Raw genomic sequence first — 18,934 nt, 5'->3', positions numbered from 1 at the left:
GGGCTCCTCGGGATGTTGGGGGCCTAGCGAGAGGAAAGGCGACTACGGATAACACACTTCGGACCCACGGCAGCATAGTCGTGCGGTGGGCCGTCGCATTGACGACTCGTGCAGACTCTTCCCATGCGATTGACAGTGCTGGCCGGTGGCATCGGCGGATCCACCTTCCTCCGCGGCCTGCTGAAGGCCCGACCGGACGCCGACATCACGGTGATCGGCAACACCGCGGACGACATCACCCTGTTCGGCCTGCGGGTCTGCCCGGACCTGGACACGGTGATGTACACGCTCGGTGGCGGGATCTCCAAGGAGCGCGGCTGGGGGCGTGAGGACGAGACCTGGGTGATCAAGGAGGAGCTCGCGGCGTACGGCGTGGAGCCGACCTGGTTCGGCCTCGGCGACCGGGACGTGGCGACCCACCTGGTCCGGACCCAGATGCTGGACGCCGGCTACGGGCTGAGCGCGGTGACCCAGGCCCTGTGCGCGCGCTGGGAGCTGCCGGTGCGGCTGCTGCCGATGAGCGACGACCGGGTCGAGACCCACGTGGTGATCGACGACCCGGACAACCCGGGGACCAAGAAGGCGATCCACTTCCAGGAGTACTGGGTCCGGCTGCACGCCGAGGTGCCCGCCCACCAGATCGTCGCCGTCGGGTCCGAGAAGGCCAAGCCGGCGCCCGGCGTACTGGACGCGATCGCCGGCTGTGACGTGCTGCTGCTGCCGCCGTCGAACCCGGTGGTCTCGGTCGGCACGATTCTCGGCGTCCCGGGGATCCGGGAGGCGGTGCAGAAGACCGCGGCCCCGGTGATCGGGTTGTCGCCGATCATCGGCACCGGCCCGGTCCGTGGCATGGCCGACAAGGTGCTCGCCGCCGTCGGGGTCGAGTCGACCGCGTCCGCGGTGGCCCGGTACTACGGCGCCCGGGCCCGCGACGGCGTGATCGACGGCTGGCTGATCGACACCTCCGACTCCGCCCAGCTCGACTCGATCGCCGGGGCCGGAATTCACGCCCAGGCGGTGCCGTTGTGGATGACGGACGAGACCACGACCGCGGCGATGGCCGACGCGGCCCTGAGCCTGGCGGAGGCGCTGCGCAGATGAGGAAGCACCTGGAGATCTTCGCGGTCACCGGACTGCCCGAGGTGGCGGCCGGCGACGACCTGGCCGGGCTGATCGGCGAGGCGGCCGACCTGCGCGACGGCGATGTGGTGGCGGTGACGTCGAAGATCGTCAGCAAGGCCGAGGGCCGGCTGAGCACGGGCACCCGTGACGCGGCCATCGACGACGAGCTGGTGCGCGTGGTCGCCCGGCGCGGCGACACGCGGATCGTGCAGACCCGGCACGGGTTGGTGCTGGCGGCCGCGGGCACCGACACGTCGAACACCGCGCCGGGGACCGTGCTGCTGCTCCCGGTCGATCCGGACCTGTCGGCCCGGCAGCTGCGGGCCGCCTTGAAGGACCGGTACGACGTGAACGTGGGCGTCGTCGTCACCGACACGCTCGGACGGCCCTGGCGGGTCGGCCAGATCGACCTGGCGATCGGCGCGGCCGGCGTACGGGTCGTGGAGGACCTCCGCGGAACGACCGACAGCCACGGCAACGTACTGGCCGTCACCGAGCCAGCCGTGGCCGACGAGATCGCGTCGGCGGGCGAGCTGGTGAAGGGCAAGGCCGACGGGGTGCCGGTCGCCGTACTGCGGGGGCTGGCGGACGTGGTCCTGCCGGTCGGCGAGGACGGTCCCGGGGCGCGGGCACTGGTGCGGGACGCGGCGAGCGACATGTTCAGCCTGGGGACGCGCGAGGCCGCGCGAGCCGCCGTACTGGAGCGGACGCCGCCGGCCGGTCCGCGGGAGGTGGACCCGTCGCTGTGGGACGGGCTGCTCGCGGACGACGAGGACGTGCACCTGGAGGTGCTGGACACCTCGATCGCGGTCTTCGGGGACAACCCGGTCGCGGTCGGGATCATCGCCGAGCGACTGGCCGTGCTGCTGCACGCGGAGGGCTACGGCGTGACGGTGCGCACCGGTTCGGGCAGTGAGGCGACGGTCACGTTCGGCTCACGGTCGCGGTAGTTTTCTAGGCAACCTCTCAGGCGGGCTGCGTACACTGCATCCGCACGGCGGCGCCGGACCGCCCGGATCGGAAGACCAATCACTGTGGGTAAAGCGTCGTCGCAGAAGCAGTCGCGCCGCGAGATGATCGAGAAGATGCAGCGGGACCAGGCCCGGTCCGACAAGCGCCGCACGCTGATCATCGTCGCGGCCTCGATCGTGGTCGGTCTGGCGATCATCGCCTACCCGGCGATCAAGCTGATCCAGGACTCCCGCACCCGCGACCAGGCGGTCAACACCTTCGGCGTCTCCGCCTCGGCCGCGTCCTGCGACAAGATCATCGACGACAAGGCCAGCGGCACGCAGATTCATGAGGAAGACGGAAAGGTCATCGACTACCCGGTGTCCCCACCGTCCTCCGGACCTCACTACAACACCTGGGCCCCGTTCGGAAAGAAGTTCTACACGACCGAGGACCGGCCCCCGGTGCCGAACCTGGTGCACAACCTCGAGCACGGCTACACGATCCTGTGGTACCGCGACACGCTGCCGCAGGACCAGATCGACCAGATCGAGAACATCTCGAAGGCCAAGCTGCCCGACTCCTCGCTGGGCAAGTTCATCGCCGCGCCCTTCAAGGAGACCGACGGCGCCGCCTGGCCGGAGGGCAAGCAGATCGCCTTCTCCCACTGGAGCGGCAATCAGCAGGGCCAGGAGACCGCCTTCGGCCACCGCCAGTTCTGCAGCTCGGTTTCGGGTGAGGCGCTGAACCAGTTCATGGACAAGTACCCCGCCCTGGACGCCCAGGAGCCCAACGGCGGCTGATCCACACCCGCTCGCGAAGGCCGCCCGATCCACGCCGGACCGGGCGGCTTTCGCGTTCCTGCCACTAGCTGCAACTTCCTTTCGGCCCCGCCGTCCCCTCATCTAGGGTCGGACCGCGCCGACATCGGCGCCTCTGATTCAGGAGGCCACTGTGCGGAAACTGATTCGCTTGCTCACCGGCGTGCTCGCCGCTGTCGTGCTGGTCGCTGCCGGTTCGATCCCCTCCGCGAACGCCTCCGAGACTGCCTGGAGCGCTCCTCAAATCACTTACTACTACCCGGGCTGCGCCGCCGGCCAGACCACGATCGATGTGTACTCCGGCCCGTACCGCGGCGCGCTGTTGTGCGGCACCTACATGACCAACGTGTACTGGACCAGCGGTTCGGTCACTCGCCAGCACACGTTCGTGATCAGCCCCGGTCGCTCTGCGTGGAACGCCGTTCACCAGTACAGCGACGCGGGAACGATCGCGGCGACGGGTTGGAAGAGCCTCGGCGGCGCGAACCTGACGGGCGCGATCAACGTCGTGTACGCACCGAACCCGGGCACCATCAACCTGGAGGGCAACACCACCACTGGTGGGCACTTCTGCAACCAGTTGCGGAACAACGCCTGGAGCGGCTGGTTCGGCTGCTGACTCGTTGACGAACGAAAGGGCGCCCGAGCAATCGCTCGGGCGCCCTTTCGGCGTACTGGGCTCAGACGTACCGTGCCGCGTGGTCGGACTGGACCTGGGCGACCAGGTCCTTGACGCGTTCGCCGTCGGCCAGGGGGCAGACCATGGTGACGTCCTGGGTGTGCACGATGATGTGGCCGCGCAGGCCGACCGCGGCGATCAGGTGGTCGGGGTCGTCGGTGACGATCACGTTGTCGTGGGAGTCGAGCAGGCAGCTGAGTGCGGAGCCGTCGTGACGGTTGCCCTTGGCATCGACCTCGTAGGTGCCGGCCAGGGCGGCCCAGGAGCCGACGTCGAGCCAGTGCACGGGCATCGGGACGACCACCACGTCGGCGTCGACCTTGCCCTGCGAGGCCGGTTCCATCACGGCGTAGTCGACGCTGATCTTGCGCAGCGTCGGGTAGATCCCGGCCAGCGTCGCGTCCCGCTCGGGGGTGTCCCAGACGGCGGCGACCTGGCGCAGTTGCGCGGCCGACTCGGGCAGCAGCGCGTCGAGCACGCTGAGCACGGTCTCGGCCCGCCAGACGAACATCCCGGAGTTCCACCAGAACCGCCCGGTGGCCAGGTACTGCTCGGCGGTCGCCCGGTCCGGCTTCTCCCGGAAACGGTCGACCACGTACGCCGACGTACCGTCGATCGCGTCGCCGCGCTCGACGTACCCGAGGCCGGTGTGCGGATGCGTCGGCTCGATGCCGAAGGTCACCAGCGACCGCGGCCGCTGCTCGACCAGCTCGAACCCGCTCTCGATCGCGGCCCGGAACTCCGCCTCCGGCGTGATCAGGTGGTCCGACCCGACGATCGCGAGCACCGCGTCGGGATCGTTGCGCGCCACGACGGCCGAGGCCAGGCCGACCGCGTTCGCGGTGTCGCGGCCGACCGGCTCGCCGATGATGTTGTTGGGGCCGAGCTCCGGCAGCTGTTCGCGAACCAGCTCGGTGTGCGCCGCCACCGTGCAGACGTAGATGTTGGCCGGGTCGACCAAACCCCGCAGCCGGTCGTAGGCCACCCGCAGCAGCGAGTTGCCCGCCGCCAACGGCAGGACCTGCTTGGGCTTGTCCGCCCGGGACAACGGCCACAACCGAGTCCCCGACCCACCGGCCAGAATCACCACGTTCCGCATGAGGAGGAACCCTACCTGTCGCACCAACCAGACAACCCGGTCAGCTGGTGTTATTCCTCCGGAACCTCGCAGGCCGGGTTGGCCGGCGGTTCGGGGGCGGGCGCCGGGGGCGGCAGCCGAAGGTGCGCCATGTCGGCGGGCACCGGCGTTTCGGGCCGCCAGATCCGTTCCGACTCACCGTCGATGCCGGTCGCGGGGGCGTCGGTGAGACGGAAGCGGTCCCGCAGCCGCCCGTAGAAGTCGGTCGGCCGCAGCCGGACCAGCCGCAGCGGACGCGTCGACCCGTACACACCGATCCAGTCCCCAGGATCGAGTACGCCGCGCAGCTGGCCGTCGATCGACACCGCGGCCGGGCCGGAGTGCGGCAGGACGCGCAGCCCGACCGGTTCGTTCGGCGCGGCGACGACCGTCCGGTTGAAGGTCATGTGCGGCGCGACCGGCGTGAACACGATCGCCTCGGTGTTCGGCGAGAGGATCGGGCCACCGGCCGCGAAGCTGTACGCCGTACTGCCGGTCGGCGTCGCCACGATCACCGCGTCCGCCGAGTACGACGCCAGCAGCCGCCCGGACAGATACACCCCGAGCGCGACCTGGTGGTCGCGCGCCAGCTTCTCCAGCACGACGTCGTTCAGCGCGGTGACGTCCAGCGCGACGCCCCAGCCGTCCCCGTCACCGTCGGTCCGGACCGCGGGCGGCGGCAGCGCGGGACCGTGCCCGTACCGCAGCAGCGCGTCGATGCCGACCGGGATCTCCAGCTTGCGCGACGCCCGCATGGTCAGCGTCATCCGCTTCTCGATCGTGGCCTCGTCGCGGTGCACCGCTTCCAGCGCCTCCTCGACGTCGCTGCAGGCGACCTCGGTGAGGAACCCGACCTTGCCCAGGTCGACGCCGAGCACGGCCGCGTCGTTCTTCGCCGCGATCCGGGCGCCCCGCAGGAACGTGCCGTCGCCGCCGAGCGTGACGACCAGGTCGGGATTGCCGGCGTGGTGCAGCTCGTCCATACCGCCACGGCGGTCCTCGTGCTGCTTCCACACGTCGATGTCGGTGCAGCCGATGTCGTTGTCCTTGCACCACGCGCGGACCACGTCCGCCGCCTGCACGGCGAGCGGGCGGCCCTGGTGCACGACCAGACCGAGTCGACTGATGGGCACGGCGTTCTCCTTCTCCGACGGCGGGACCGGCACGGTACTCCGGTCCTGTCTGCACCACCGTAGGGCGTCAGGACAACATCACCACCGACGGCCGACAATTCCCTGACATCCGATCGGCACGGTGGCAGCCATGACCACGACACGACTTCTCCGCTGGGCCCCGCTGCTGCTGGTCGCGGTGCTCGCGGCCGGCTGCTCGGCCGGGCAGTCCGCCGGCACCGCGGACAAGGCCCCCGAGATCGCCACCCTGACCACGCCCCCACCCGGTACGCCGACGACATCCGGCCGGCAGACGACGGCCAGTGACCCGGACGCCGACCGCCCGCGGGAGCGGATCGACATGACCGACTCGGACCGGCAGCGGCTCTACCAGCCGTACCTGGTGTGCCTGAAGGACAACGGCGTCGACGTCCTGTCCGACCGGGCCAAGCCGACGGAGCCCGGCGTACTGGGCAGTGGCGGGCGGACCACCGACCCGGCGAAGGCGAAGAAGGCCGGGCAGGCCTGCGCGGGCAAGCTCCCGCTGCCGGCCTGGGAGATCGACGCGAAGAACCCGGACGCGCTCGACTTCGGCCGCAAGGTCGTGCAGTGCCTGAAGGACAAGGGCGTCAAGTATGTCGAGCTGTCGACCGGTACCGACACGGGCATCGTCGGTCCGTCCCTCGGCGGCCCGCAGAACGACGCCGAGTCGATCCGCAAGGGCATGGACCTGACCCCCGAATGCCAGCGCGAGGCGGCCGGCAAGTGAGCTCACCAGGTACGTCGTACGAGCGCTCGCGCCGGGCAATCGCTCTTGTCGTCGGGACCGTCCTGGTAGCGGGCGCCGGGTACGCGGGCTACCGGATGTTCGACCGGCCGCCGCCCGCGGTCGCCTCGGACGGCCCGGACCCGGCCGCGACGGTCGCGATCGAGCGCACCGATCTGTCCCAGGCCCGCGAACTGTCCGGCGACCTCGGCTACGGCGCCGGCCGCTCGGTGAAGACCCGCGCGACCGGAACGATCACCTGGCTGCCGAAGCACGGCAGCACGATCGCCCGCGGTGACGTGCTGCTGCGCGTGAACGACAAACCGGTCGTCCTGTTCTACGGCGGCACGCCGTTGTTCCGCACCCTCGGCACCCCGCCCGCGAAGACCCCACCCGGTACGCCGCCGCAACCTCCTCCACCACCGGTGAGCGGGCCCGACGTCAAGGTGGTCAAGCAGAACCTCGCCGCGCTCGGTTTCCTCGGCGCGCCCGGCAGCAACCGGCTCACCAGCGCCACCGCGAAGGCGATCATGCACTGGCAGGAGTCCCTCGACCTCGCCCCCACCGGCGTTCTCGACCCGGCGTCGGTCGTGGTGCTGCCGGACGCGATCCGCGTCGACTCGCCGAAAGTCGCGCTCGGCGATCCCGCCCCGGCCGAGGTCCTGACGGTCACCTCCACGAACAAGATCGTCACCCTGCCGCTCGACGCCGACGACACCGCCGGTGTACGGGCGGGTCTGAAGGTCAAGCTCTCGCTGCCGAACGGCAAAGCGACCACCGGCACCGTCCGGGCCGTCAGCACCGACGCGACCCCTCCGCCGAGCGACGGCAACCCCTCGGACGCCGGCAAGAAGCCGCAGCTCACCGCGACCATCGCCCTCGATCAGCAGACCGCGGCCGCCGGCATCGACTCCGGGCCGACCACGGTCACCGTGCCTGGCGCCGTCCGCAAAGGCGTCCTCGTCGTGCCGGTCGCCGCACTGCTGGCCCTGCGTGAAGGCGGCTACGCGGTGCAGGTCGTCAACGGCACGACCACGACGCTCGTCGGTGTCAAGACCGGGATGTTTGCCGACGGCAACGTCGAGATCACCGGCACGGGTCTGCGGCCCGGCCAGAAGGTGGTGACCACCTCATGACCACGCCGGTCGTCGAATTGCGCAACGCAGTCAAGCAGTACGCCGGCGGAGTCCGTGCCCTGGACAACGTTTCGCTCCGCATCGATCCCGGCGAACTGGTCGCCATCGTCGGCCCCTCGGGCTCGGGCAAGTCCACCCTGCTCAACCTGATGGGCACCCTCGACCGCCCGACCCAAGGCACCGTCGAACTGCGGGGCCACGACGTCACCGAGCTGACCGACCGGGAACTGTCGGCTCTGCGCGGCCGCTCGATCGGCTTCGTGTTCCAGCAGTTCCACCTCTCCGAAGGCCACACCGCCACCGAAAACGTCACCACCGGTCTCCTGTACGCCGGCACCCCGCGCCGCCACCGCAAACCACGAGCGTTGGAGGCGCTGGACAAGGTCGGCCTGAGCCATCGCGCCACCCACCGCCCGCACGAACTCTCCGGCGGCGAACGTCAACGCGTCGCCATCGCCCGGGCACTGGTCAACAACCCGGCCCTCGTCCTGGCCGACGAGCCGACCGGCGCTCTCGACACGACCAACGGCCAGGCAGTCCTTCATTTGCTCACCACTTTGCACGCCACGGGCACCACCATCGCCGTCATCACCCACGACCGGGAGATCGCCGCCCAGCTCCCCCGTACGATCGAGGTCCGGGACGGCCGCTTGGTGAACGAGCAGGTGCTCCGATGAGCCGCCGCAGCAGCATGAGCGACAGCTCTCCGGTACGGCTGGCGCTCTCCGACTTCCTGCTGCTCGGCCTGACCCGCCTGCGTACCAAACCACTACGCGCTGCCCTGTCCGCACTGGGCATCTCCATCGGGATCGCCACAGTCGTCGTGGTGACAGGCATCCCGGCCTCCAGCCAGCAAGCCGTCATGGACGAGCTCTCCTCCCTGGGCCCCGACCTGCTGCGCGCCGCAGCCGTCCCCGACCAGTCCCAGGGCGGGACCGCCGGGTTGCCCGAGGCATCGATCGGCATGGCCGCGCGGATCGGACCGGTCCAGGAAGCCAGCGGCGTGGCCAACGTGCACGCGACTGTCCGGCGTTCCGACAAGCTCACCGACACAGGCACGGGCATCACCGTCCTGGCAGGCAAATCCAACCTGCTCGGACTACTCGGAGCTAAGCTCCACGCCGGAACCTTCCTCACCCCAGCGAACGAACGATTCCCCACTGTGGTCCTCGGCGCCAAAGCAGCCACCTGGCTCGGCATCACCGATCTCCCCACCGGACGAACCCAACCCCGCATCATGATCAACAACACCTGGTTCACCGTGGTCGGCATCCTCGCGCGGTCGCCGCTGGCTCCCGATGTCGAGCAGTCCGTGCTCGTCGGCTGGGACGCCGCCCGCACCTCCCTCGACTTCGACGGACGTCCGTCAGTGGTCTACGTCCGAGCCACCGGTCCGACGCTCGAAGCAGTACGAGCGGTTCTCGGCCGCACGCTCAACCCTGAACAGCCCGGTCTCGTCCAAGTCAGCCGCCCCTCCGAGGCACTCGCCGCGCAACGCATCACCCAGAACGCCTTCTCCACGCTCTTCCTCGGTCTGGCCGGCGTGGCCCTGCTCGTCGGCGGGATCGGCGTGGCCAACACCATGGTGATCTCCGTGCTCGAACGCCAGCGCGAGATCGGACTGCGCCGGGCCCTGGGCGCGAACCGCGGCCAGATCCGCGGGCAGTTCCTGACCGAGTCCGTGGTGCTGTGCACGATCGGCGGTCTGCTCGGCGCGCTTCTCGGCGTGCTCGGCGTGGTTGCCTATGCCAACGCGCACGACTGGCCCGTCGTGGTCCCCGGCCCCGCGCTGCTGGCCGGCATCGGCGCCTCGATCGCGGTCGGCGTACTGGCCGGTGTCTACCCCGCCGTCCGGGCGTCGCTGCTGACCCCGACCGAGGCTCTGGCCGCCGACTGATGGTTGTCGGACGCAATTGTCAGGAACTCGTCCCGGTCCCCCGCCGTACGCCGGAAGCCGCCGATCTCCGACCTATAGTCGAAACCATGTGTGCGCAGGTCGTGCTGGCCGAGGACGACGCGAAGCAGGCCGAGCTGGTCCGCCGGTATCTCGAGCGCGAGCACCACCAAGTCGTCGTGGTCGGCGACGGCCGGTCCGCGCTCGAGACGGTCCGCCGCCTGCAGCCCGATCTGCTCGTGCTCGACGTGATGCTTCCCGGCGTCGACGGTCTCGACGTCTGCCGGATCCTGCGCCGCGAGTCCGACCTGCCGGTGCTGATGCTGACCGCCCGGACCGAGGAGGACGACCTGCTGCTCGGGCTCGATCTCGGCGCGGACGACTACATGACCAAGCCGTTCAGCCCGCGGGAGCTCGCTGCTCGCGTTCGCACCCTGCTCCGCCGCGGCCGTCCCACCCCAGGCACCACCGAGCCCGAGGCGACGCTGCGCGTCGGCGGCCTCACCGTCGACCTCGACCGCCACGAACTGTTTGCCGACGGCAAGTTGATCGCCTGTACGCCGGGCGAGTTCCGGCTGATCGCCACGATGGCCGCCAAGCCGCACCGGGTCTTCACCCGCTCCCAGCTGCTCGAGCAACTGCACGGCATCGACCAGTACATCACCACCCGCACGATCGACACCCATGTGCTCAACCTGCGCAAGAAGATCGAGCCGGAGCCGCGGCGCCCGGTCCGCCTGCTCACCGTGTACGGCGTCGGCTACAAGCTGACCGACAGCTGAGATGGCAGCGCGCAGGAGCATCCTGGTGCGGCTGCTCGCGGGCGCCGTACTGGTGTCGGTGTGCTCGATAGCAGCGACCGCGTGGCTCGCGGCCCGCAGTACGACGGTCGCCATCCAGCAGGAGCAGGGCCGCGCGCTGGCCGACGACAGCAAGATCTACGACGCCCTGCTCGGGTACGCCGCGACGCATCCGTCCTGGGCCGGCGTCGGCCGGCTGATCGAGCAGCTCAGCCGCGAGACCGGCCGGCAGATCACGCTGACCACCAACGACCGCGGGCTGATCGCCGGTCCGGCAGACCTGACCGGCGCGTCCTCGGTGACGATCGACCCGTTCGCGGTCGACCCGGATCTCGGCGGCAGCGACCGGATCGATCCGCGCGCGGTGGGTCCGTACAAGCTCAGCCCCGCGGACCAGAAGTTCCTCGGCGACGCGGCCAAGCGGGTCCTGACCTGCGTCCGGCTGCGCACCGGGGTCGGCGTGATCGAGACCGCACCGACCGGCCGCCCGCGGATCGTCGGCGCCGGCCAGGCGACGATCAGCGCGTGCGACTCCGCCGGTGTGCTGGACACGCTGACCAAGTCCGAGCGCACGCCGTACGCGCAACTGCGGTTGATGATCAACACCTGCCTGGCCGGCCAGAAGATCCCCTACACGATCAAGCTGCAACCCGACCTGACCTGGTCGGTCTCGGACCCGGCCCGCAGCGCACCCGCGCCGGAGCAGCCGGTGGCGAGCGACCGGATCGAGTCGTGCGTCACCCAGTCCAAGCGGGCCCAGCTCGACCCGTACGTCGCCCCGCTGGCGCGGCTGTTCGTGAACACCCCGAGCCGGGCCGAGGCCGGGTTCGACCTGTCCCCGGCGAACCAGAAGCGAATCGCCGGCGTGGCTGCCGGCGTCCTGCTGATCACGGTGGTCATCAGTGTCGCGGGCGGGTTCCGGCTGGTGCAGCCGCTGCGGGCGCTGACCCGGGCGGCGCGGCGGATGAGCGGCGGGGACGAGTCGATCCGGGTCCGCGTCCGCGGCCACGACGAGATCGGGCAGCTGTCGGCCGCCTTCAACGAACTGGCCGACAGCCGCGCCCGGACCGAGTCGCTGCGGCGGGCGATGGTCAGCGACATCGCCCACGAGCTGCGGACTCCGCTGAGCAACATCCGCGGCTGGCTGGAGGCGGTCGAGGACGGGGTGGCGAAGCCGGACCAGGCGTTCGTCGCCTCGCTCAGCGAGGAGGCCGCGCTGCTGCAGCACATCATCGACGACCTCCGCGACCTGGCCACCGCCGACGCGGGCACCTTGCGCATCCATCCCGAGCGGGTGCACCTGCCGACGCTGTTCGACCAGGTCGTCGCCGCCCACCGCTCCGACGCCGAAGCCGCGGGCGTGACGCTCACCGCGGCACCACCGACCGCTGACGGCGCGGAGGCCGGCGCCGACCTCGAGCTCGACGCGGACCCGGTCCGCCTGCGCCAGGTGCTCGGCAACCTCGTCACCAACGCGCTGCGCTTCACCCCCACCGGCGGAACCGTCCGGCTCGAAGGCCGCCGCGACGGCACCGAGACCGTCATCGACGTGATCGACACCGGCACCGGCATCGCTCCGGACGACCTGCCGAAGGTCTTCGACCGCTTCTGGCGCGCCGAGCAGTCCCGCAACCGCCACACCGGCGGCAGTGGCCTCGGTCTGGCGATCGTGCGCAGCCTGGTCGAGGCCCACCACGGGCAGGTGACCGCCCGCAGCACCCTCGGTCAGGGCTCGACCTTCACGATCCGGCTGCCCTGAGGCTCAGTCGTCCCGCTTCTCCCGCGCGGCCGCCTGACCGGTTTCCCGCGCGGCCGTGATGATCGCGTCGGTCTCGTCGTCGAACTCGCCGATCACCTCTTCCAGCAGGTCTTCGAGCGCGACCACCCCGATCGGATGCCCGTCCTCCTCGACCACGGCGAGCTGCGACCGTCGTTCGCGCATCACCCGGATCGCCGCCGCGACCGGTGTGCCGGCCGGCAATCGCAGCGGCTCGGTCATCAGGTCGGCCGCGCGCAACGTCACGCCTCCACCCGTCGTCGCGCGGGCCGCGTCGCGCACGTGCACGATGCCGCACAGCGTCCGGGTCTCGACCGACACCACCGCCAGCCGGGACCGCCCCTGCTGTCGGCTGGCGAGCTCGACCTCCCGCGCCGGAGCCTCGGCCCGGACCGTCGCCAGCCGCGCGGTCGGGGTCATCACCTGCGCGACCGTCGTGTTCTGCAGCGCGAGCATCGCGGTCAGCAGGTCGTGCTCGGCGGCCGCCAGCGTGCCGTGCTCCCCGGACGACTCGACCAGCAGCCGCAGTTCGTCCGGGCCGTGCGCGTTGGCGATCTCGTTCTGCGGCGTCACGCCGACCGCCCGGACGCAGATGTTCGCCAGCCAGTTCAGCACCAGCAGCAACGGCCGGAACACCCAGGTGAACCCACGGAACGGCAGCGCCAGGATCAGCGCCGACCGCTCCGGATCACTGATCGCCCACGACTTCGGCGCCATCTCCCCGAGCAGCACGTGCAGCAGGCCGATGCCGCCCACCGCGACGATCAGTGCGATCACGTGCCCGGCGTTCTCCGGCAGGCCAACCAGCTCGAACAGCGGGTGCAGCAGATGCGCGACCGCCGGTTCGGACAGCGATCCCAGTCCCAGCGTGCACAACGTGATCCCGAGCTGTGCCCCGGCCAGCATCAGCGACAACTCGCTCACTCCGGCGATCGCCGCTCGCGCGGCCCGGCTGCCCTCCGCCGCCGCCTGCTCCAGCCGGTGCCGCTTCGACGCGACCAGCGCGAACTCCGCGGCGACGAAGAACCCGTTGCAGATCAGCAGGACCAGCGAGATCAGCAGCGCGACCGGCGTACTCATGACCACCGCTCCAGGACGACCAGGCCGGGCACGTGCCGCAGGACCGTCTGTACGGTCAGCCGCGCGCGCTCCAGCGGCACCGGGCGCCCGTCGTGGTCGAACCGCGGCGGCAGCGTGACCACCAGTTCGTCGCCGACCACCGGGATCCGCCCGAGCTGGGCCATCACCAGTCCGGACACGGTGTCGTAGTCGTCGTCCTCCGGCAGCGCGATCCCGGTCGCTTCCGCGACCTCGTCGAGCCGCCAGCGGGCCGGCAGGATCCAGCTGCCGTCGCCGTTCTCGATCAGGTCGCTCTCCGGCAGGTCGTCCTCGTCCCGGATCGGTCCGACCAGCTCCTCGGCGACGTCCTCCAGCGACACCACCCCGGCGAACCCGCCGAACTCGTCCACCACGATCGCCAACTGCCGGTGCGTCGTCCGTAGTTGCTCCAGAACGGCGGGCAGCGGCAACGTGTCCGGTACGACGACCGGTGTGGCCGCGAGCGACCCGGTCGTGACGTGGTGCCGGTCGCCGGGCTCCACCTCGACCACGTCGCCGATCGCGATCACGCCGACCACCTCGTCGACCGACGAGGCGACCACCGGGAACCGGCTGTGCCCGGTGTCCAGCAGCTCGACCACCCGGGTCAGCGGGTCGTCCTGGTGCACGGTGATCACGTCCACCCGCGGGACCATCACCTCACCCGCGAGCCGGCCGCGGAAGTCCAGCCCGCGGTCGAGCAGGCGAGTGGTGTCCCGGTCCAGCAGCCCCTGCTCGTACGACGTGGCGATGATCCGGTCCAGGTCCTGCGCGGTCGCGCCCTGCGGCAACTCCTCGACCGGCTCGATGCCGACCCGGCGCAGGATCCGGTTCGAGGCCGCGTCGAACAGGTGGATGATCGGACCGGCCACGGTCAGGTAGATCAGCGTCGAGCGGGACAGCCGCAACGCGATCGCCTCGGCCCGGGCGATCGCCAGGTTCTTCGGGGCGAGCTCGCCGAACACCATCTGGATGATCGTGGCCAGCAGCAGCGCCGCGATCACCGACACGGTCAGGCTGACGCCCGCCGGCACGCCCGCCGTCCCGAGAATCTCCTGCAGCCCTTCGCCGAGGTACGGCTCGGCGACGTACCCGGCCAGCAGCGCGGTCACGGTGATCCCGACCTGGGCGCCGGACAGTACGAACGAGAGCCGCCCGGTGACCTTCAACGCCCGGGCCGCGGCCGCGTTGCCCTCCGCCGCCAGGCCCTGCAGACGGCTACGGTCCACCGCCACGTAGGAGAACTCCTGCGCGACGAAGTAGCCGGTGGCAACGGTCAGGGCCAGGATCAGCGCGAGGCCGACCAGGATCAGCATGCACCGACCCTACAAGGCACCCACCGCCGCGCAGTGCAGGTCAGGCCGGCTTCCAGGACAGCACCTCGCCGTCACGGACGAGTTCGCCGTACGTCGCGGGGTCGGCGGGCCGCAGAACGAAGTCCAGCAGCGGCTCGACCGCCGCGGCCGGCGTACGGGCGTGGCTGAAGTCGTCGAACCACGGCCGGGATGCGCGGGTGTCGACGAGTCCCGGACAGACCGCGGCGACCACCGTGCCGCTCGCCAGATCCGCCGTCCGGCGCTCGGCCGCCACCGCGCGCACAGCGGCGACCTGGGCGACCTTGGAGACGATGTTGATCCAGTCGGGCCAGCCGCGCTCGACCGCCGTACCGGCGTGGACAGCACGGCGGTACTGCTCGACCGCTGCGTCGATCTGCTCGAGCGAGGCGCCGTCGAACCGGTCGCGCACGGCCAGGCCGAGATGGTCGAGCGTGCCGAGTGAGCTCGCGACGACGATCAACCGCCCGCCGGGGCGCAGGACCGCGCCGAAGGACCGCAGGACCGCATCGGTGCCTCCATTGGCCACCGCGAGGAACTCGTCGACCTGCTCGGCCTGGGTGCGTTCCGGAACCAGAGGCCCGATCGCGTTCGAGACGACGATGTCGACGCCGCCGTACCGCGCTGCCAACTCGTCGGCCAACTCAGCGACCGCCACCCGATCGGTGACGTCGAGAACCCGACCGACGACCTGCGCGCGTCCCGTCATGCCGTCCAGCGCGGCGGCGGCCGCCGTCACCCGCTCGGCGTTGCGCCCGGTCAGCAGTACGACGTCCTGCGGGCTCAGCCGGGTGGCCAGACTGTCGACCAGTGCGCGGCCGATCCCTTGGTTCGCCCCGGTGACCAATGCGATTTTCCGTTGTGCGTGCGTCATACCGCCAGGCTAGGAACGCGGCGTCCATGACTCCAACGAATCTTCCGCACAGGTAGTATGCGTAGTCGTCATGGACATCACCGACGCCTCTCCGGCCGCGTTGCGCGTCTTCCGCGAAGTGGCGGAACGCGGCACGTTCACCGCCGCGGCGGTAGCTCTCGGCTACACGCAATCGGCCGTGTCGCGCCAGATCGCCTCGCTGGAGAAGGCCGCCGGTGGTGAATTACTGGAACGCCGGCGTGAGGGCGTGCGACTGACGCCGGCCGGTCAGGTTGTCCTTCGCACCGCGGTCCGCGTGCTGGCAGAACTCGACACCACGGCCCGTGAACTGGCCGGCCTGCCCACTCCCGGCGGGACCGTACGCATCGGCTGGTTCCCCAGCGCCGGTGCCGTCATGTTGCCCAGGGCAATAAGTGCGCTGCGGCGGTCGCACCCCGCGATCACCGTGCACAGCCGGGAAGGCAGCACCCCGGCCCTCGCCAGAGCCCTGCGCTCCGGAAGCGTCGACCTGGCGCTGCTCGCCTCGGCACCGCCGTTCCGCCCACCTGACGCCGAGACCCCGGCGCTGACCCTGCGAACTCTCGCTGAACGAGCGCTCCGCCTCGCCGTTCCCTCCGGTCACCCCTTGGCCGCCAAGGAGGTGGTCGAACTGGCCGACCTCCGCGGTCAGCATGGATCGCCGGGCCGCCGTCCGGCGAGGAGAAGCTCATGGGCGTCTGGCCAGGCCTCGACGAGCGGCCGGTGATCAGCCACACCGCCCGTGACTGGCTCGCGAAACTCCACCTGGTGGCGGCCGGAGCGGGCATCACCACGGTCTCCGCCTCGCTCGAAGCCGCCGCTCCACCCGGCGTCCACTTCGTCACGGTCCACGGCGGGTCGCAGGAAACCCGCCGTGTCCTGCTGGCCCACCTGCCCACACCGCTGTCCGAGCCCGCCGAACTGCTGGTCAATGCCCTGCAGACGACGGCGGCCGGGCTGTGACTACGGCAGCCGCCCACTAGGCCGCGGCAGGTGACGTGTGCCTCAAGCCGTCGGCGGGGTCTGCTGCCGGGCCTCGGCGTCGGCGGTCGCGGCGGACTGCGGCGTGCCACGCTCCGAGGCGGGAAGCTCCTGAGGAGTCGGAGCGTGCTCGGCCTCGCGGGTGACCTTCTTCAGCTCGATCAGCGCCCGGGCGGTGTTGCGGGTCAGCTCGGGCAGCCGGTTGGCGCCGAAGAGCAGGACCACGACGACCAGCAGGACGATCCACTCGCCGCCTTCGGGCAGCGCCAGCAGTGTCTCCATCGAATCCTTCTTTCTCCCCGGCCACGCTAACCCCGGGCGGCAAACGTAGGCTGCGGGCCATGGCCGGAACCCTGCCCGAACTCTTCGCCGCCGCGGTGCGCCGCGACGGTGCCAGCCCGTTTCTCACCTACTACGACGACGTCACCGGCGAGCGGATCGAGCTCAGCGCGGTGACCACCGCGAACTGGGTGGCCAAGACCGCGAACCTGCTCGTCGACGAGTACGAGCTCGAGCCCGGCGAGACGGTCGCGATCGGCCTGCCGCCGCACTGGCTGGGGGTCGTCTGGGCGCTCGCGACCTGGTCGGCCGGCGCGTCGGTCACCACCGGCGAGGGCGATCTCGCGATCACCGGACCGGACTTCCGGGTCCGCGGCCGGCGGGAGTCGATCGCGTCCGCACTGCTGCCGCTCGGCGGCCGGTTCCGCGATCCGGTGCCCGAGGGCGTGCACGACTACGGCGCCGAGGTCTACAACCACCCGGACCTGTTCGTGCCGTTCAATCCGCCGACGCCCGGCAGCCCGGCGTACGACGGACGCACGCACGCGGAGGTGATCGCGGCCGCCACGCCGATCCCGGAGCGGATCCTGGTCACCCGCGACCTGGTCGACCCGGTCGGGCTCGGCCTTCTGGTCGGGGTGATCTCCGGAGGTGGTTCGATCGTGCTCTGCCGCAACCTCGATCCGGCCAAGCTGGAGCGACGGCTCGCGGACGAGAAGGTCGACCGAGTGGTGGAGGTCTGAGATGCGTCGCTTCGAGGGCAAGGTCGCGCTGGTGACGGCAGCGGCCCAAGGCATCGGCGCCGCGGTGGCCCGGCGGATCGCGGCCGAGGGCGGCGCGGTCGTGGTCACCGACCTGCAGCAGGACAAGCTCGACGAGGTGGTTGCCGGGATCGGCGCCGAGCAGGCGCTCGCGGTCAAGGTCGACGTGACCCACCGCGACGAGATCGACGCGGCCGTCGCCGCGGCGGTCGAACGGTTCGGCCGGCTCGACGTCCTGGTGAACAACGCCGGCGGCTGCATCGTCAGCTCACTGCCGGAGGAGACGTCGGCCGAGGACTGGCATCGGCAGCTCGACCTGACGCTGGTCGGCGCCGCGCAGTGCGTGCAGGCCGCGCTGCCGCAGCTGCTGGAGTCGCGCGGCAACGTGGTCACGATCAGCTCGGTGAACGGTTTGGCCGCCTTCGGCAACCTCGAGTACTCCGCTGCCAAGGCCGGCCAGATCGCGATGACCAACAACTTCGCCGCCCGCTTCGGCAGCAGCGGCGTCCGCTTCAACCTCGTTGCCCCCGGCACCATTCGTACGCCGAACTGGGACAACCAGCTCGACACCCTGGAACGCTTCGCCGCCGCCTACCCGCTGGGCCGCGTCGGCGAGCCGGAGGACATCGCCGCGGCGGTCGCCTTTCTCGCCTCCGACGACGCCGCCTGGATCACCGGTGTTTTGCTCCCCGTCGAAGGCGGCATCCTGCTCGGCCCGGCCATGGTCGACCTCACCCCGTCCGGCCCGTGGAGCAAGGACCGCACGGCGGAGACCGAGTAGCTACAACTCCCGCGCCAACTGTTCCAGTACGGCGTACCCGGCCTCCAAGCCGGCCTCGAACCCGGACGCGAGCACCGCGTCCCGGTTCGCCGTGTCCTGCGACCGGATCAGCACACGCAGCGCGGTGCCCTGGTCGGTGTCGGCGAACTCGGCGGTGACCACCGTGCTCTCCTCCGGCGGCGCACCCTCGTAGACCTCGCTCCACACCAGCCGCTGCTCGGGCACCACCTCGGCGTATTCGCCGTGAAAACCGACCTCGCCGCCGTCGGCCATCCGCAGCACGTAGCGCCAGGCGCCGCCGGGCCGAAGGTCCACCACGGCAACGGTGTGCTCGCCGAAACCACCGCTCCACCAGCGGCGGATCAGGTCGGGGGTCGTCCAGGCCCGCCAGACCGCCGCCCTGGGCGCCGCCAGTTCGGTGCGGACCAGGATCGTGGTGTCGTCCGGGGTGGAGATGTCGAGCTTCGCCATCGAGCCAGTGTTCACCATGCGAACGGTCACGCGGGCAGGTGGGCAGCCTGATCGCCGAAGCGCTGACCGGGTGAGAGATCCTATGACACATGGAGACGAGCTGTAGACACTGCGTGACCACCCGCTTACAGTGTCCGGAATTCATCGGATCTCTGTGGGGGC

At 70.8% G+C, this 18,934-nt stretch carries 21 protein-coding genes; 14 read left to right on the top strand and 7 right to left on the bottom strand.

The genetic code is table 11. The annotated features are described in order from the left end of the window. Positions 1–123 precede the first annotated feature (123 nt). The 4 genes from cofD to ACQPXM_RS08690 all read left to right on the top strand — a co-directional run bounded on the left by cofD (position 124) and on the right by ACQPXM_RS08690 (position 3,513). Positions 124–1,101 carry a 2-phospho-L-lactate transferase gene (gene cofD, locus ACQPXM_RS08705; protein WP_432946619.1) on the top strand — a complete coding sequence of 326 codons (978 nt, stop codon included), beginning with the start codon at positions 124–126 and terminating at the stop codon, positions 1,099–1,101. Then, the gene (locus ACQPXM_RS08700; protein WP_432946617.1) at positions 1,098–2,072 is read left to right on the top strand and encodes a coenzyme F420-0:L-glutamate ligase; all 975 of its coding nucleotides are present in this window, start codon (positions 1,098–1,100) and stop codon (positions 2,070–2,072) included. The genes cofD and ACQPXM_RS08700 overlap by 4 nt, the downstream gene beginning before the upstream one ends. 123 nt (positions 2,073–2,195) lie before the next feature. Further along, on the top strand, positions 2,196–2,876 hold the full coding sequence (locus tag ACQPXM_RS08695; protein ID WP_432946615.1) for a DUF3105 domain-containing protein: 681 nt from the start codon (positions 2,196–2,198) through the stop codon (positions 2,874–2,876). Positions 2,877–3,027: 151 nt separating this feature from the next. Next, entirely contained in the window at positions 3,028–3,513 is a 486-nt protein-coding gene (locus ACQPXM_RS08690) for a hypothetical protein (protein WP_432946613.1), read from the top strand. A 61-nt stretch (positions 3,514–3,574) separates the two neighbouring features. Here ACQPXM_RS08690 and ACQPXM_RS08685 read toward each other — a convergent pair whose 3' ends face one another. Further along, positions 3,575–4,672, bottom strand: coding sequence for a mannose-1-phosphate guanylyltransferase (locus ACQPXM_RS08685; protein ID WP_432946611.1), 1,098 nt, complete (start codon positions 4,670–4,672; stop codon positions 3,575–3,577). A gap of 50 nt (positions 4,673–4,722) precedes the next feature. Continuing rightward, positions 4,723–5,823: an NAD(+)/NADH kinase gene (locus ACQPXM_RS08680; RefSeq protein ID WP_432946609.1), complete on the bottom strand. Its 1,101-nt coding sequence runs from the start codon at positions 5,821–5,823 to the stop codon at positions 4,723–4,725. A gap of 130 nt (positions 5,824–5,953) precedes the next feature. Here ACQPXM_RS08680 and ACQPXM_RS08675 point away from each other — a divergent pair, with 130 nt between their 5' ends. From ACQPXM_RS08675 to ACQPXM_RS08650, 6 genes are all read left to right on the top strand, one after another. Further along, positions 5,954–6,571 carry a hypothetical protein gene (locus ACQPXM_RS08675; protein WP_432946607.1) on the top strand — a complete coding sequence of 206 codons (618 nt, stop codon included), beginning with the start codon at positions 5,954–5,956 and terminating at the stop codon, positions 6,569–6,571. Then, positions 6,568–7,704, top strand: coding sequence for a peptidoglycan-binding protein (locus ACQPXM_RS08670; protein WP_432946605.1), 1,137 nt, complete (start codon positions 6,568–6,570; stop codon positions 7,702–7,704). The genes ACQPXM_RS08675 and ACQPXM_RS08670 overlap by 4 nt, the downstream gene beginning before the upstream one ends. Beyond that, positions 7,701–8,381: an ABC transporter ATP-binding protein gene (locus tag ACQPXM_RS08665; RefSeq protein ID WP_432946603.1), complete on the top strand. Its 681-nt coding sequence runs from the start codon at positions 7,701–7,703 to the stop codon at positions 8,379–8,381. Before ACQPXM_RS08670 ends, ACQPXM_RS08665 begins: the two co-directional genes overlap by 4 nt. Further along, positions 8,378–9,601 (top strand): ABC transporter permease, encoded by a 1,224-nt coding sequence (locus tag ACQPXM_RS08660; protein ID WP_432946601.1) that lies wholly within the window; start codon positions 8,378–8,380, stop codon positions 9,599–9,601. The genes ACQPXM_RS08665 and ACQPXM_RS08660 overlap by 4 nt, the downstream gene beginning before the upstream one ends. 86 nt (positions 9,602–9,687) lie before the next feature. Next, the gene (locus ACQPXM_RS08655; RefSeq protein ID WP_432946599.1) at positions 9,688–10,380 is read left to right on the top strand and encodes a response regulator; all 693 of its coding nucleotides are present in this window, start codon (positions 9,688–9,690) and stop codon (positions 10,378–10,380) included. A gap of 1 nt (position 10,381) precedes the next feature. Beyond that, the gene (locus ACQPXM_RS08650) at positions 10,382–12,157 is read left to right on the top strand and encodes a sensor histidine kinase (protein ID WP_432946597.1); all 1,776 of its coding nucleotides are present in this window, start codon (positions 10,382–10,384) and stop codon (positions 12,155–12,157) included. Positions 12,158–12,160: 3 nt separating this feature from the next. Here the strand turns inward: ACQPXM_RS08650 and ACQPXM_RS08645 are convergent, their stop codons facing one another. From ACQPXM_RS08645 to ACQPXM_RS08635, 3 genes are read right to left on the bottom strand one after another with little or no spacing between them, the layout of a single operon-like run. Continuing rightward, positions 12,161–13,255 (bottom strand): hemolysin family protein, encoded by a 1,095-nt coding sequence (locus ACQPXM_RS08645; protein ID WP_432946595.1) that lies wholly within the window; start codon positions 13,253–13,255, stop codon positions 12,161–12,163. Further along, positions 13,252–14,589: a hemolysin family protein gene (locus ACQPXM_RS08640; RefSeq protein ID WP_432946593.1), complete on the bottom strand. Its 1,338-nt coding sequence runs from the start codon at positions 14,587–14,589 to the stop codon at positions 13,252–13,254. The genes ACQPXM_RS08645 and ACQPXM_RS08640 overlap by 4 nt, the downstream gene beginning before the upstream one ends. 40 nt (positions 14,590–14,629) lie before the next feature. Next, on the bottom strand, positions 14,630–15,481 hold the full coding sequence (locus ACQPXM_RS08635) for an SDR family NAD(P)-dependent oxidoreductase (protein WP_432946591.1): 852 nt from the start codon (positions 15,479–15,481) through the stop codon (positions 14,630–14,632). Between the two features lie 70 nt (positions 15,482–15,551). On the opposite strand from ACQPXM_RS08635, the gene ACQPXM_RS08630 reads away from it, so the two are divergent. Together ACQPXM_RS08630 and ACQPXM_RS08625 are read left to right on the top strand one after the other, a co-directional pair. Next, on the top strand, positions 15,552–16,226 hold the full coding sequence (locus ACQPXM_RS08630; protein ID WP_432946589.1) for a LysR family transcriptional regulator: 675 nt from the start codon (positions 15,552–15,554) through the stop codon (positions 16,224–16,226). Further along, on the top strand, positions 16,190–16,462 hold the full coding sequence (locus tag ACQPXM_RS08625; RefSeq protein ID WP_432946587.1) for a hypothetical protein: 273 nt from the start codon (positions 16,190–16,192) through the stop codon (positions 16,460–16,462). Before ACQPXM_RS08630 ends, ACQPXM_RS08625 begins: the two co-directional genes overlap by 37 nt. 42 nt (positions 16,463–16,504) lie before the next feature. Here ACQPXM_RS08625 and ACQPXM_RS08620 read toward each other — a convergent pair whose 3' ends face one another. Next, positions 16,505–16,762, bottom strand: coding sequence for a twin-arginine translocase TatA/TatE family subunit (locus ACQPXM_RS08620; protein WP_432946585.1), 258 nt, complete (start codon positions 16,760–16,762; stop codon positions 16,505–16,507). Positions 16,763–16,821: 59 nt separating this feature from the next. On the opposite strand from ACQPXM_RS08620, the gene ACQPXM_RS08615 reads away from it, so the two are divergent. Together ACQPXM_RS08615 and ACQPXM_RS08610 are read left to right on the top strand one after the other, a co-directional pair. Next, positions 16,822–17,502, top strand: coding sequence for a TIGR03089 family protein (locus ACQPXM_RS08615; RefSeq protein ID WP_432946583.1), 681 nt, complete (start codon positions 16,822–16,824; stop codon positions 17,500–17,502). Position 17,503: 1 nt separating this feature from the next. Continuing rightward, positions 17,504–18,301: an SDR family NAD(P)-dependent oxidoreductase gene (locus ACQPXM_RS08610; RefSeq protein WP_432946581.1), complete on the top strand. Its 798-nt coding sequence runs from the start codon at positions 17,504–17,506 to the stop codon at positions 18,299–18,301. On the opposite strand, the gene ACQPXM_RS08605 is transcribed toward ACQPXM_RS08610, so the two are convergent. Continuing rightward, complete coding sequence (locus ACQPXM_RS08605; RefSeq protein ID WP_432946579.1) at positions 18,302–18,772, bottom strand: SRPBCC domain-containing protein; 471 nt, start codon at positions 18,770–18,772, stop codon at positions 18,302–18,304. Positions 18,773–18,934 lie beyond the last annotated feature (162 nt).

Source organism: Kribbella sp. CA-253562, assembly GCF_050942265.1.
Lineage (GTDB): Bacteria > Actinomycetota > Actinomycetes > Propionibacteriales > Kribbellaceae > Kribbella.
This window is presented reverse-complemented; position numbering and strand designations above follow the sequence as displayed.